A 13,867-nucleotide genomic window follows, 5' to 3' on the forward strand; every position below is an offset into this window, starting at 1 on the left:
CAATAATTCGAAATTGGCACACCTTGAGTAAGGTCAAAGGAGCAGTCCTGTTATCTTCAAACTCGGCTAACATAATGAGTGCTTTTAGCAGCGCTTATCCTAGGAATAAAGAGCCTCTAACAACAAAGCTCAATATTCTCAAGACCAAGCGCAATTTTCCTGAAGACGGAACCCACGACCCAATCGTCAGTAATGGCGCTTGGGTGAGCTGTCGACAAGCTCTTCACTTTCCGCCTGACGCTTCGCAGCGGTCCGTTCACGGTGCGCAATGTAAAGCCCGCCACCTGCAATCAAAGCCACACCCAGCCAGACAAACATGTCCGGAATGTCCCCAAACAGCACAAAGCCTACAATCGTTGCACTGATAATCTCGGTGTAGCTGAGCGGTGCAAGAACGGACGCAGGGGCTCGGTCAAATGCAAGCACGATACAGCCGTGAGAAGCAAACGATATAATGCCCATCAACACGAACAATGGCAGATGAGTAAGATCCGGTGTTGTCCAGGCGGCAGCTTCAAGCCCAAGCAGGCTTGCGATGACAACAAGCGGTGTAAGCGTCAAAACACCAGCAATACCAGTCGCGAACTGAATGCCAAGCAAAGAGGCACTCCCTGCCAGTTTGCGCGTCAGAACAAGATAAACTGCAAAAGAGGTGGCCGCAGCCAACGGCAAGAGGGAGGGCCAACCCAAAGCACTGGATCCTGGGCGGATAATGATCAGAGCCCCGATCATGCCAACCACAACGGCTGCCCAACGGCGCACGCCCACTTTTTCCTTCAAAACAACAGCAGAAAGTACAGTCAGGATCATCGGCTGCACAAAGAAGATCGCAATCGCATCCGCCAAAGGCATGTACTTAAGAGAGGTGAAGAAGAAGATTGAGCAAATCGCGAGACAAGCACCGCGCACCAGCTGAATACGGTTGACCTCTTTCATCAAAGAGCCGAACGAACGGCCCATGAAACCCGCAATCACGAGAACAATAATCGCCTGACACAGGAAGCGGCCAAGCGACACCTCAACTGGCGAAATGAACGCACTAAGATACTTGGCTGTGCCATCCATCAAGGGGGCCAGAGACATTCCGGCGACCATAAACAGAATGCCATGCAGCCCGGCATTAGAGGTATGACTATCTGTCGAGGCGGTTGTTGTTGTCATGTTGCTCTCGGATAATGGGGATACGCTGACATATCAAAGCCAGCGCAGAGGGTAAGGGCCTATATTGACGCACCAGCTATTCCTTCGCGCAACCAAAAGAAAGTACCGGTAACAGGCTATTCAGTGCAGTTATCTAAAGAGTATCTGTTCCGCCCCTCAATATTATGAGGGGGAGGGTTTTCTCTCTGCATTCGCAAGTATCAGTCCGCTGCAGATAAGCATACCAACGCCAATCCAGACAAACTCGTCAGGGATTTCATTGAAGACCAAGTAACCAATTGTAGTTGCCGAGAAAATTTCAACGTAGTTGATTGGAGCCAACACGGATGCTGGTGCTCTCTCAAAGGCTTTGACCAGCAAAACATGTGCGATCAGGCCAGTTGCACCAAGACAGCACAACAGAATTGTTGGCAGAGTAAAGTTGGCCTCCTGATTGGCAATCACCAGATCTCCACCAAAGCCAGTCAGCCATGCATAAATGATGATTGGCAGAATAAAGAGACTGCCAGCAAAGCCGGTCGCGAACTGTATGGCCAGCTGAGAGGCCTGCCCGGAGAGCTTGCGTGTCAGCATCAGATAGCAAGCAAATGTAAAGGCAGCCGCTAAAACGAGAAGGCTCGCCGGTTGGAAAACGCCGGTGCCGGGGCGCATTATCACAAGCACACCAGCAAACCCAATCAACACCGCCAGCCATCGTTTTGGCCCAACTCTTTCCTTCAGGAATACAGAGGACAGAACAACAAGAATAACAGGCTGCACAAAGAAAATTGCTGTCGCATCTGTCAATGGCAGGTACTTCAACCCAAACACAATGAACACCGAGCCCACCGCAAGCAGCAAGCCACGGCAGAACAAGGGCAGGGTGGTCTCTTTCAAAAGACTAAGCCAGCTTCGTTTCTGAAAAGAAGCAATCGCCAGAATAATGACAAGCTGCACGGCAAAGCGGAAGAAAGCGACCGTCAAAGGAGAGAAAAACTCTGAGAGGTATTTCACCACGCCATCGGTGCTCGAAAGAATGAGCAACCCGCACATCATCAGCAGCACGCCATGCAACACATTATCAGAGCTGGCAGTGCCAGCTCGCGTAGCCGCTGATGTCATGAGGTATCTTTCTAAAGACTGGGATTACCCATCGGTATTGAGCATTTGGTCCAGATGAGAGAGCGGACGCATCGAGGCAATCATTGCCCGTGCTTCAGCACTATCCTGATCCATCTGGCTAATTAAGGCTTCAATGCCGTCAAATTTAAGTTCGGCACGGATAAATCCGATGAAGCAGACTGTGACTGGCTTTTCATATAAGTCACCAGTGAAGTCAAACACATGCACTTCAAGCAGCGGTGCGCCATCATCAAATGTTGGACGACGACCAAAACTGGCCACACCATCATGCATCACGCCGTCAATTTTGATCTGAACGGCATAAACGCCTTCTTTCAGCTCGCAATTATCAGCAAGCTTCAGGTTCGCAGTTGGGTATCCCAGCTCGCGGCCACGCTTCTCACCGTGTTGAACGGTTGCTTCAACAAAATAACGATATCCAAGCAAGCTGTTCGCGACAGCCAATTCACCTTCAGCAAGAGCGGCTCGAATACGGCTGGAGGAGATGATTTCTCCTCCTTCATCACCCTCTGCTCCAACGATGGTCACGGCAAATCCATGGGTTTCACCAGCTTGCTCAAGAAACTCAGGTGTTCCTTGCCGCCCCTTCCCAAAGTGGAAGTCATAGCCAGTAATGCTCTGGGAAATGCCAAGGCGCCCAACTAGAATGTCCTTCACAAAATCCTCAGCAGCCATACCGGCAAACTCTTTTGTAAAGGGCAGTTCGATCACCCCGTCCAGATGTTCCGCTTCAAAAATCTCAGCTTTGACATGTGAAGGCGTCAAACGAAACACAGGTTGATCAGGCCGGAAAAAGGTGCGTGGGTGTGGTTCAAAAGTCATGGCAAGGGCCGGAACACCACGCTTTGCAGCTTCATCTCGCGCCAAATCAAGAACAGCCCGATGTCCGCGATGAACGCCATCAAAATTCCCAATAGCAACAACACCGCCGCGCAGTTTTTCAGGAAACTGCGCAAGGTCGGTAATATGCTGAAAAGAATGCGCCTGCTTGGTCGGCTCACCCATGAATTGACTTCCCGCTAAAGCGTATTTCCGAAAAGTGGCTCCGGTTTTCGGATTAAAATACGCGTGAATAGACAGATTTAGAGTCTGATGCACGAATGCATAGAGCGCAACACACTCTAAATATCTAGAATTTTGCGAGACGGTGCCGTGAGAAATCCGCCCCGTCAAGCTCTTGAGATGGAGTTTGCCGGGCCGGACACAAGAAACTTTAAGTTCTGTGCAGGAATTTTAGCTTAGAGGGGAATATCCATGTCGACACGGGCAGGGACTTTGACCATCGCTTCCCCCTCCAAAACCACCTTGCCTTCGACCAAACATTGGCAATCCAACCGGGCGCGATTGCCCTTGCCGATCAGCTCTGCAACGCTCACGCGCACCTCAATATCGTCGCCGATATACACAGGCGCGCGAAAATTTAAAGATTGAGACAAATAAACTGCACCTGGGCCCGGTAATCGCGTTCCAAGTACGGCTGAGATAAGGCTCGCGGTGTAAAGACCGTGCGCAATACGAGTTTTAAAAGGGGTCTTAGCTGCAAAATGCTCCGACAAATGGATTGGATTTCTGTCACCGGAAACCTCTGCGAATCCTACGATGTCTTGAGAGCTGACATGCTTTACGAAAACTTCGGTCATACCGACTGAAAGGTCTTCATAAGCGAGCGGACGAAGGCTGAGCATAGTGTTTCCTCGAATTAACCACAGGCAAAATTGCCGGTAAAACGCGCGGAAACGCTAGTAAGCGGATCTCTAAAAAACAATTAGGCTTTTAGCATTATTGAAATCGTATTGGATAAATTAACCTAACTATAACGTAGGGCGGTTAATTTCGCGAAGTTGAATTGGTGGGGACCCCTTTTATTTGGAAGGACACCTGCGTCCAGTGTGACCGAACAATGTCGTGGTCGCCGTGAGTATAGCAGAGAGGCAACGACAGCCTCTTGAGAATATGGAGTTGTACATGGCCCTTGATCTTCAGATGCCAATTTTGGTTGTCGATGATTATAAGACCATGATTCGAATCATTCGGAACTTGTTAAAGCAACTTGGCTTTGCGGACATCGATGATGCGGCTGATGGCACTGAGGCCTACGAGAAAATGAAGCAGCGTCGTTACGGCCTGGTGATCTCGGATTGGAACATGGAACCTATGACTGGCTATGAACTGCTCAAGCAGGTCAGGCAGGATGCTGCTCTTAGTAAGACGCCATTCATTATGGTGACGGCTGAGTCTAAAACGGAAAACGTGATCGCTGCTAAAAAGGCAGGGGTTAACAACTACATCGTTAAGCCGTTTAACGCGCAAACTCTTAAAGGCAAAATCGAAGCGGTTTTCGCCGAGTAAATTGTTTTGCGCACAACTGAAGAATATGGGCTGGGGTGAGGACGCGATAACGATAGCGCCCCAACCCTTCTGTGCACCCAACTGACCGGTTACAAGGTCGGGTAGAGCTCTGTCCCGGCAGGCGATTTTGCCTGCTGGAGGAGACGTTCCCTACTCAGGCAAAGGGAAGAGTGTTTTGACCAAAATTGATATTCAGCAACTCATCGATTTTCTGGAAGAAAGCCGTGAGAAATCTAGCGAAGTCACACTAACTGATGTGATGGATCTTGCAGAGGTTATGACGGGTTCAATGGGGGACATCATTGAACACATCCAACCTGCAGTGACCATGGAACTGGCCGAAATCGGCGCGGAAATTGCGCGGATGAAAGCCGAAATCAGTAAGCTTCGTGTCGCAGATATGAGAGACAATCATATTCCTGATGCTGGTCGGGAGCTGGACGCTATTGTTTCTTCAACAGAGGAAGCAACACATTCAATCATGGAAGCAGCTGAGGCTATTATGGCCGCTGATCCTGATGACGCTCAGGCCTACCAGGACACAGTCAACAATCAGGTTATGGAGATTTTTCAGGCCTGCGCATTTCAGGATATTACCGGACAACGCATTTCTAAGGTTGTCAGCACCCTGAACACGATTGATGAGCGTGTGTCCAACTTCGTCGAGCGTTTACGTCTTGAGCAAGAAGCTCAAAGCGAGAGCAATGGCGAAGAAACTGAGGAAGAGCGCCGCAAGCGTGAACTGATCCTCCATGGCCCGCAACACAAAGGTGAAGGTGTCTCTCAGGATGAGATTGATGCTATGCTCGGTGATGTGCAGCAGGACGATATCGACAAGCTGTTCGCCTGATTTTACTTGCGACCAACTTGCTAGTGGGCGCTGCCCACCAACAAGAAATTCAAAAGCAGTTTGTTGACCTGAAATGGTGCAAACTGCTTTAGTTTTACCAGCTCAGGCGCCCCATGAAACTGTGCGCATACAGACCTTCTGCCTTAAGCATGCTTTCAACGGCTTTGGCATCCCCTGTCAGATCCGCTGCATGAATACCTTCCGTCAAAAACAACGCGTTGATGCCCTGGGCATTTGCACCTTTGATATCAGTCGGTAAACCGTCACCAATTGCCAGAATTTCAGTTTTTTCAAGCGCTCTGCCTGCGTACACATTCAGCTCTGCCCGCGCCATATCGTAGATCGGATGAAAAGGCTTGCCCGTAATGATGACGCGGCCACCCATCTCCTCATAAAGCTTTGCGAGTGCGCCTCCACACCAGACCAACTTGTCGCCTTGTTCAGCAACAATGTCTGGATTAGCGCAAATGAGTGGCAGGTCCAGCTTGAATAACTCTTCAAAATGAGAACGATAGTCTTCAGGCTCTTCGGCGCGCCTGTCATTCAAACCTGAACATACGATAATGTCCGCAGCATTTGGCTCCACAAAGTCAAAACTTGCACCATGAAACAGGCTATGATTCTTTTTGGGTCCTATATGATAGACTTTTGCGTGATCTATGGCGCGCAGATCAGCCTGAACAACATCGCCTGACGAGACAATTGAGTCATAGCAGGTCTGCGGAACACCCAAACTGCGAAGATGCTGTTCAATCTCATGGGATGGACGCGGCGCATTGGTGATCAAAACAACAGGCTTGCCACAACGCGTCTTATAGGTCTCAAGAGCGTCAATTGCTGCCGGAAAAGCACTCACGCCATTATGTAAAACACCCCAGACATCACATAGAATGCCGTTGAACTGATCTGCAATCTGGCTGAGGCCAGTGATGGGGGATTGCTGCTTCATATGATGTTCTCTTGGAGGAAACTTGGATACGCTCTTGAAAAAAGAGTAGAGTTGAGCCAAATCCTCATAGCCTGAGCAGGTGGCGACGACAAGTAGATATAATCACTGCTCATCTTGCATTGATACTGAGCGCAAATCTCTGTCACAAATATGATTTGGATGCGCCATGTATATGCAGAACAATCTTTGAGACGGAGCGGTTATGGCGGTAAGACAACTTAGCGATACGACAATTAACAGAATTGCCGCTGGTGAAGTGATCGAGCGGCCTGCAAGTGTCGTCAAGGAGCTGGTTGAAAACGCAGTTGATGCTGGTGCTACGCGCATCGAGATCGTCACCGCGACCGGTGGTAAAAGCCTGCTGCGCATCACAGACAATGGTGCAGGCATGACGAAGGAAGATCTTCAGCTCGCCGTCCGCCGCCATTGCACATCCAAACTGCCTGAAGATGATCTCATGGACATCCGGACTATGGGTTTTCGCGGAGAAGCGCTGCCATCCATTGGCGCGATCTCACGTCTGGAAATAACTACACGCCATGCCTCGGAACCTCACGCCTGGAAAATTGAAGTTGAAGGCGGCCAGGACAATGATATTGAACCAGCTGCATTGAACTCCGGAACACGCGTAGAAGTGAAAGACATCTTCTTCTCGGTGCCCGCCCGTCTGAAGTTCCTGAAGTCCGACCGTGCTGAAGCAACCGCGATCACGGAAATCATCAAACGCATAGCTCTTGCAAACCCAACTGTCAGATTCACCCTCTCTGGATCAGATCGCCGGCAGTTGGAACTGCCAGCTTGTACAGGAGATGACGCAGACCTCGCCCGGATCGGACAAATACTGGGCGCTGAGTTTACAAAGAACGCTATGGAGATTGAAGCACTGAGGGAAGGGGTACATCTGTACGGATATGCAGGCCTGCCGACCTTCCACCGCGCCAACTCACAGCACCAGTTCTTCTTCGTAAATGGCCGCCCAGTCAGAGACAAATTGCTCCTGGGCTCCCTGAAAGCAGCATACTCAGACGTGCTATCTCGTGATCGCCACCCGATTGTAGTGCTCAACATTGATCTTGACCCTCACCAAGTGGATGTAAACGTACATCCAGCAAAGGCAGACGTACGCTTCCGAGATGGTCAGCTGGTTCGTGGATTGATGATCGGTGCACTGAAGAATGCCTTCGTTCAGTCTGGCTTCAGGGCATCCACTGCAAACACCCAATCTGCAATCAACGCCATCCGCCCAATGGGACAAAGCGCAGGTTTTAGTGTTCATTCAGGGGCATCCGTGCATTCACCTCAAGGCCATAGAGAGGCCCCTCAAAACTATTCGTGGCAACAATCATCCTATCGACCAGAAGAAAACGCTGCAGATATCCCTGAAGTCGGATCCAGTGAAACGCAGTTGGGCTTGATGGAAGCGAATGCGCCTTATTCTGGGCCACTGGATCAATCGCAGCCACAGCTGCAGGCGAACGAGCAGGGAACGCAGGCCTATCATTTGGTCGATGCGCCATCCGCAGACTCTCGAGCCCACGGACACCAGTTACCAGAAGATCGCGAAAACTTCCCTCTTGGAGCCGCGAGAGCGCAAATCCACCAAACTTACATCGTGTCGCAAACCAAAGATGGCTTGGTCATTGTAGATCAGCACGCAGCTCATGAACGTCTTGTCTATGAACAGTTAAAAGAAGACCTGTCGAAGCGCGATGTATCTCGGCAGATGCTCCTCATCCCGGAAATTGTCGACCTTCCTGAAGAGGATGTTGCACGATTGGAAGAACGTGCGACGGAACTGGAAGAAGTCGGCCTGGTTTTGGAGCGCTTCGGTCCAGGGGCAATTGCGGTGCGAGAAACTCCATCCATGCTTAAACGCCTCAATATCAAAGCGCTTGTGCAGGACCTTGCTGATGATTTTGCAGAGTTCGACAGCTCAACCCGTATCAGAGAAAAGCTGGATCTGGTTGCGGCGACGATGGCATGTCACGGATCAATCAGAGCAGGCCGGAGAATGCGGCCTGAAGAGATGGACAATCTGCTTCGTGATATGGAAGCAACGCCAAAATCCGGGCAATGCAATCACGGCAGACCAACATGGATCGAGCTGAAGCTCTCCGATATTGAGCGTCTCTTTGGGCGTCACTAGGTTTTACGATAAAAAACCAGAAGAGGCGGATCAATGATCCGCCTCTTCCAGTTCGTATTCTCGATTACACTAGGCAATCGATGGGTTCTGACATGTGGCCTCAGAAGTCCCGTTGAACACGGAGCAGGACTGAGATGATATCCTGTTGGCCGAGTGGACGAGTTGGATTGCCGCCGTTAGTAGAGTTGTCGGGATAAAGATCACCCAAGCCTACGTTACGGTATGCAACTTCAGTACCAATTTCGAAGCCGCTAACTGGCGTCCAGCCAATCTTACCAACAACATCCCACTGGTTTTGGTTCCAAAGGAACTTGGAGCGAGCATTTGCAAAGGAAGCCTGGATTGCTGCGTTCCACTCAGGAGAGAAGTCAGCTTGGAAACCCCATGCAATGGACCATGCGGTTGCAATCCCGTCTTCGCCATCAGTAAGTGAGGTTGCATCCCAGACTACGTTCTGCCAGTCGCTGTTGACGTAACCTAAAGCACCTTGAGCAAAAGTTGCTTGGACGACGCCTTGGAAGCCAGAAAGGTAGCTTGTAAACCATGGGATGTTGAACTCAACACCACCACCGACAGCCCAACCAAGCTTTCCAGATGGGTAAGATTCCAGATAACGGATCTCTGTCAAAGCACCCATGATCTGTGCGGAACCCCAACCTTGGTCAAGGCGGATGTTAGCAACAAGGTCTGGGAAGCGCATGCCACCGTAGCCTTGGTTAAATCCAGTTGAGTCAAGATATTCACCAGTAAAGAGGTTCTGCTGGCGAGCTGTTCTGTCTTCCACAGACCAGCTGGTGGACAAGCCGTTACCCAGATCGAAGGTGTAACCAGCAAGCCAGAGGTTTTGGTCAGAGTACGCAACGGTGGTGATCGCACCGTAGGCATAACCGGTCCAGAAGTCATAGAAGGACTGTGCACGACCGATGGTCATACCGCCAAACTGTACGAACGCATAATCTAGCGTCATTACAGTGTTGTCCTGTTCAACTCCGAATGAGCCGACCGGGTTGTTCACGTTAGGAACAGAGCTGTCATCCTGAATAAAGCCAGGTGTGTCGACTGTTCCGAACAAATCGATGTAAGCACGAAGCAAGCCGTATTCTGTTTGAGTTCGGGCGTCCATGCGGAGGTAGCCACGTGCACGAGTGGATGTTGAATTTCTTGTCCGCTCAGACCAGTCGCTTGGGGCCGCCCCAAAGTTGTTGAAACGGTATTCAGCACGAACACGACCGCGAATTCTCAAACAGGTATCAGTGCCTGGAATATAAAAATATCCAGTACCGTAGGCGTCACAAATCTGGACATATTCTACGGGCTCCGGTGCAACGGGAAGATCGGCTGCAAGGACCGGAGTGGCACTCATCATAAGCGCTGCTGCGGCGCTAGTTGTAAAGTGGCGCATAATTCGACTCCTAAATCGGGTAGAAACCCACTCCTCAAACAAGGTTAATTGACGAAACTACTTAAGGTGGCCCAAATGCTACCTAAGCAAAACTAATTTTATTGTTGTGTACGCGAATTCCCTGCAGCAATTGATGCCAGCACATGCTTATGGATGCAATAATAACTCTAAAAATAACCTAGAGTTATCAAGCTAATCGAAATCGCTGTTTCATTCCTGCAACGCTTTTATCCCAAACTAAGTAGATGTAACAAACGTAATTCAGGGGTGCTGATCATCGAATTAAGTCATTGTTATTGTTCGTTAAAAATTCATTACGCAGATTTACGAGCTCTTTTCGTATGCAACCTGCGTCATTCGAATCATAGGCACAATGTGGGTCTCTATCAGGAATGATCAAGATTCCCTGATAAGTAGATTGATAGTAATTACAAGTATTAATATTTTGCGTTATTTTGGGGAATTTTGCGTTCTTTTGAGGACTGACGCGCTGCTATGTGAACTGTGAGGCCCAATCCCGCAAATCTCTGCTTTTTAGGAGGCCGAGGGTCAATGTATCCCTCCAGCCCATCCGCACCGGACCAAGTTCTCCGCCACAGTACGGCGCCACCACCTCAAACCGCCAGACAACGACCGTCAGACAACAACCGCCTGCCACAACACCCCGGCTAAAGACGCAAGGCGCACCTCTGCCTAGCAGTCCTTGTCCTCCCGCGCCATCAGCTAGCCCATTCACATGGCACAGCAGCAGTCCACTCAGCGTGAAGAGGGGAGGGCAACAAAAAAAAGGCCTTCCCGAAACCACATCGGAAAGGCCTTCATCTACTCTTTATATATAGGGTCGCTCTGAGCTACACGCCGTTGTAGCGGAGAATGAGGATCTGGCTGTCGCCCGCATGGCGCACATCCAGCCCTTCAAACCCATCAGGGATCACTGGAGAAACACTCGTATCTTCTTCCCAGATGCAAAGTGCGCCCTCATTGAGCCAACCACCAGCCACTGCACTGGACAGAGCCTTCTCGCCCAGCTCGTTGCGGTAGGGCGGATCCAGAAACACCAGGTCGAACGGGGCAATCGTTCCCGCTTCCCCTAAAGATGTTGCATCACGCCGCAAAATCTTTGTGGCGCCCATCAATCCGGTGGTCTCCACATTCCGGCGGATCAGACCACGCGGCTCAACTGCCTCTTCAACAAAGACGCAGTACTTGCCACCACGGCTCATCGCTTCCAGACCAAGAGCGCCGGTCCCTGCAAACAGGTCCAGAACGCGTGCATCCTGAACCGGGTTGTCATAGGAATGAGCGAGCACATTAAAAATGGTCTCTCTCATCCGGTCACTGGTAGGCCGTGTGTTTTGTGTCTTGGGCGTAGCGAGAGCAGTTCCCCGAAAGCGTCCAGCAACAATTCTCACGATTTTCTGCCGCCTTTGTTTCCACGAGGCGCGCCAGAGCGATCACCACCTGGGCGACCACCACGCGCTTTATCGCCGCCAAAGCTCTTGCCGCCGCCACGTGGGCCTTTGCTAAAGCTTGGCTTGCCGCCATCACGACCACCTTCACGAGGACCCTTGCTAAAGCTCGGCTTACCGCCATCACGGCCACCTTCGCGAGGACCTTTGCTAAAGCTCGGCTTACCGCCATCACGGCCACCTTCACGTGGGCCTTTGCTAAAGCTCGGCTTGCCGCCATCACGGCCACCTTCACGAGGGCCTTTGCTGAAGCTCGGCTTGCCGCCATCACGGCCACCTTCGCGAGGGCCTTTGCTGAAGCCGCGCTTTTCGCCATCACGGCCACCTTCGCGAGGGCCTTTGCTAAAGCCACGCTTTTCGCCGTCGCGACCACCATCACGACCGCCTTCGCGCTTATCGCCACGTGGTCCCTTATTGAAACCACCACGCTTTTCATCAGAAGGCGCATCATCGCGGGAGCGACGGTTGGAGAAGCGGCGCTCACCCGGTGTTGGGCCGGTATCGCCAGAATAACGCGCATTGTCTGCAGGGTTAAAGTCACCACCGCGACCACCGTCACGTTTTGGAGCGTCGGCCTCAGCTGAACGTTTTGTGCCGCCATGAGCCAGATCGAAGTCACCACGCTTGGTGCGGGTGCCAAAACGACGCTCTTCCGGCTTACGCTTCGCAGCGGTTCTGCCTTCATCCTCATCAAAACTTGGAGTGTATGTATCTACGCTGCCGTCTGCGCTGAACACGCGGCGCGGCTTGATGTAACCACCACGCTCGTTGCTGCCAAAGCGGGAAGGTCCAGCCTGACGGTCACGATCGCCGAATGATTTGCGGTCGCCGCGGTCACGATCACCAAATGGCTTGCGATCGCCACGGTCACGATCACCGAATGACTTGCGTTCACCACGATCACGATCGCCGAATGGCTTACGATCACCGCGATCACGGTCGCCAAAGGATTTACGCTCACCACGGTCTTCAGAAGGCTTGCGGTCACCAAAGGTTGGTTTCACACCAACGCGCTTACGGTCACCAAACGGGTTCTGTTCAGAGCGTTCACCACCACTATCTTTCTGGTCGCTGCCATGGCGCAGTGGCTTACTCTTGTTCTTAGCAAGAACAGCAGCAGCATCTTTTGCGCTGATCCAGCCACCACCGGCACCACCGGAAGATTTCTTTCTCTTCTTCAGTTCGGCTTGTTTGCTGGTCCGGGTATCCATCTGGTTGACGATAGGGGCGTCAAAGTCCAGGTCAGCTTCAGTAACAAGGCGTTCGCCCAGCTGGTCTTGAAGCACACGGCCACGGATTTCCTGCAGTTCACTGTCACCAAGGTCGCCCAGCTGGAACGGACCAAAGGAAATGCGGATCAGGCGGTTCACGGAAAGGTCAAGATGCTCAAGAATCCGCTTAACTTCGCGGTTCTTGCCTTCACGCAGGCCAATGGTCAGCCAAACGTTGTCGCCTTTTTCAGTGTCCAGTGTCGCTTCAATAGCGCCATAAAGAACACCGTCAATGGCAACACCGTCTTTCAGGGCATCCAGCTGCTCTTGAGTCACCTTGCCGTAGGCGCGCACGCGGTAGCGGCGCAGCCAGCCAGTTGCAGGCAATTCAATCACGCGGGAAAGGCCACCGTCATTGGTCAGCAGCAGCAGACCTTCGGTGTTGATGTCGAGACGGCCAACAGTCACAACGCGTGGCATGTCAGCAGGCAGGATGTCAAAAACGGTTTTACGACCCTCAGGGTCTTTATTCGTGGTTACCGTGCCACGTGGTTTGTGGAACAGCCAAAGGCGCGTCCGCTCACGGGTTGGCAGAGGTTTGCCATCAACGACAACCTTGTCTTTCTGGGTAACGGTAAAAGCTGGTGTTTCCAGCACGGTGCCGTTGACGCTGACACGGCCAGCTTCAATCCATGTTTCTGCATCACGGCGAGAGCACAGACCAGCACGTGCCATTGCCTTGGCAATACGTTCGCCTGCAACGGTGACTGTCTGATTTGGTTTTTTGTCGCCGGAGGATTTTTTGGTCTGCTCGCCAGATTTGCGGGGGGAGCTAGATGGTTTTTTACCGCTGTTTTTCATTGGCTCTTGCCCGGCGAACCGGGGCCTTTAACTTTCTACACTCTGATCAGATACACTGGATGAGCTCGCATAGGCGTCACCGCCTTGGCTGCCCAGCAGTCTGCCAGATGCCACACAATATTCGAATGTCGTTAGAGTGCATTCCGTTTGATTGCAGAGAACCAGACGATAAGAATTCACTCATAATAAGAAAACGGAGCGCGACGCGTGGATGCATTCAAAACGCGGGCGTGCTCTATCCCGGTCATAACCTAAGAGGCGCCAGTTGGCAAAGGGGCAAAAGCAGACTCTCGAATTTTTTTCTGATTTTGTTGGCTCAGACTCACCTGACACTTTCATAAATGATG

11 protein-coding genes are annotated in these 13,867 nt (G+C 51.4%); 3 read left to right on the forward strand and 8 right to left on the reverse strand.

Annotation, left to right across the window (positions count from 1 at the left end; genetic code table 11):
- Positions 1–186: 186 nt before the first annotated feature.
- The 4 genes from PsAD26_RS07235 to PsAD26_RS07250 form a co-directional block, all read right to left on the reverse strand.
- Positions 187–1,161, reverse strand: coding sequence for a DMT family transporter (locus PsAD26_RS07235; RefSeq protein WP_063309857.1), 975 nt, complete (start codon positions 1,159–1,161; stop codon positions 187–189).
- A 162-nt stretch (positions 1,162–1,323) separates the two neighbouring features.
- Entirely contained in the window at positions 1,324–2,262 is a 939-nt protein-coding gene (locus PsAD26_RS07240) for a DMT family transporter (protein ID WP_063309858.1), read from the reverse strand.
- Between the two features lie 24 nt (positions 2,263–2,286).
- Positions 2,287–3,288, reverse strand: coding sequence for a bifunctional riboflavin kinase/FAD synthetase (locus tag PsAD26_RS07245; RefSeq protein WP_063309859.1), 1,002 nt, complete (start codon positions 3,286–3,288; stop codon positions 2,287–2,289).
- 233 nt (positions 3,289–3,521) lie between these two features.
- Positions 3,522–3,968: a MaoC family dehydratase gene (locus PsAD26_RS07250; RefSeq protein ID WP_063309860.1), complete on the reverse strand. Its 447-nt coding sequence runs from the start codon at positions 3,966–3,968 to the stop codon at positions 3,522–3,524.
- Between the two features lie 280 nt (positions 3,969–4,248).
- Between PsAD26_RS07250 and PsAD26_RS07255 the strand changes: the two genes are divergently transcribed.
- Together PsAD26_RS07255 and PsAD26_RS07260 are read left to right on the forward strand one after the other, a co-directional pair.
- Positions 4,249–4,632 (forward strand): response regulator, encoded by a 384-nt coding sequence (locus tag PsAD26_RS07255; RefSeq protein ID WP_057464072.1) that lies wholly within the window; start codon positions 4,249–4,251, stop codon positions 4,630–4,632.
- 175 nt (positions 4,633–4,807) lie between these two features.
- Complete coding sequence (locus PsAD26_RS07260; protein ID WP_063309861.1) at positions 4,808–5,482, forward strand: protein phosphatase CheZ; 675 nt, start codon at positions 4,808–4,810, stop codon at positions 5,480–5,482.
- Positions 5,483–5,576: 94 nt separating this feature from the next.
- Here PsAD26_RS07260 and PsAD26_RS07265 read toward each other — a convergent pair whose 3' ends face one another.
- Positions 5,577–6,431 (reverse strand): TIGR01459 family HAD-type hydrolase, encoded by an 855-nt coding sequence (locus tag PsAD26_RS07265; RefSeq protein WP_063309862.1) that lies wholly within the window; start codon positions 6,429–6,431, stop codon positions 5,577–5,579.
- Positions 6,432–6,633: 202 nt separating this feature from the next.
- Here PsAD26_RS07265 and mutL point away from each other — a divergent pair, with 202 nt between their 5' ends.
- Positions 6,634–8,577 carry a DNA mismatch repair endonuclease MutL gene (mutL, locus tag PsAD26_RS07270; protein WP_063309863.1) on the forward strand — a complete coding sequence of 648 codons (1,944 nt, stop codon included), beginning with the start codon at positions 6,634–6,636 and terminating at the stop codon, positions 8,575–8,577.
- A gap of 100 nt (positions 8,578–8,677) precedes the next feature.
- On the opposite strand, the gene PsAD26_RS07275 is transcribed toward mutL, so the two are convergent.
- The 3 genes from PsAD26_RS07275 to PsAD26_RS07285 all read right to left on the reverse strand — a co-directional run bounded on the left by PsAD26_RS07275 (position 8,678) and on the right by PsAD26_RS07285 (position 13,520).
- Positions 8,678–9,979, reverse strand: coding sequence for a porin (locus PsAD26_RS07275; protein WP_063309864.1), 1,302 nt, complete (start codon positions 9,977–9,979; stop codon positions 8,678–8,680).
- A gap of 851 nt (positions 9,980–10,830) precedes the next feature.
- The gene (gene rsmD, locus PsAD26_RS07280; protein ID WP_063309865.1) at positions 10,831–11,391 is read right to left on the reverse strand and encodes a 16S rRNA (guanine(966)-N(2))-methyltransferase RsmD; all 561 of its coding nucleotides are present in this window, start codon (positions 11,389–11,391) and stop codon (positions 10,831–10,833) included.
- The gene (locus PsAD26_RS07285) at positions 11,388–13,520 is read right to left on the reverse strand and encodes a pseudouridine synthase (protein WP_063309866.1); all 2,133 of its coding nucleotides are present in this window, start codon (positions 13,518–13,520) and stop codon (positions 11,388–11,390) included. The genes rsmD and PsAD26_RS07285 overlap by 4 nt, the downstream gene beginning before the upstream one ends.
- Between the last annotated feature and the right edge of the window lie 347 nt (positions 13,521–13,867).

It is taken from the genome of Pseudovibrio sp. Ad26, assembly GCF_001623285.1.
Taxonomy (GTDB): Bacteria; Pseudomonadota; Alphaproteobacteria; order Rhizobiales; family Stappiaceae; genus Pseudovibrio; species Pseudovibrio ascidiaceicola.

What these genes read in the sequence shown, in the direction of transcription:
- PsAD26_RS07245 (WP_063309859.1), bottom strand. Translation starts at nt 3,288, where the DNA reads ATGGGTGAGCCGACCAAGCAGGCGCATTCTTTTCAGCATATTACCGAC.
- PsAD26_RS07235 (WP_063309857.1), bottom strand. Translation starts at nt 1,161, where the DNA reads ATGACAACAACAACCGCCTCGACAGATAGTCATACCTCTAATGCCGGG.
- PsAD26_RS07250 (WP_063309860.1), bottom strand. Translation starts at nt 3,968, where the DNA reads ATGCTCAGCCTTCGTCCGCTCGCTTATGAAGACCTTTCAGTCGGTATG.
- PsAD26_RS07255 (WP_057464072.1), top strand. Translation starts at nt 4,249, where the DNA reads ATGGCCCTTGATCTTCAGATGCCAATTTTGGTTGTCGATGATTATAAG.
- mutL (WP_063309863.1), top strand. Translation starts at nt 6,634, where the DNA reads ATGGCGGTAAGACAACTTAGCGATACGACAATTAACAGAATTGCCGCT.
- PsAD26_RS07240 (WP_063309858.1), bottom strand. Translation starts at nt 2,262, where the DNA reads ATGACATCAGCGGCTACGCGAGCTGGCACTGCCAGCTCTGATAATGTG.
- PsAD26_RS07265 (WP_063309862.1), bottom strand. Translation starts at nt 6,431, where the DNA reads ATGAAGCAGCAATCCCCCATCACTGGCCTCAGCCAGATTGCAGATCAG.
- PsAD26_RS07285 (WP_063309866.1), bottom strand. Translation starts at nt 13,520, where the DNA reads ATGAAAAACAGCGGTAAAAAACCATCTAGCTCCCCCCGCAAATCTGGC.
- PsAD26_RS07275 (WP_063309864.1), bottom strand. Translation starts at nt 9,979, where the DNA reads ATGCGCCACTTTACAACTAGCGCCGCAGCAGCGCTTATGATGAGTGCC.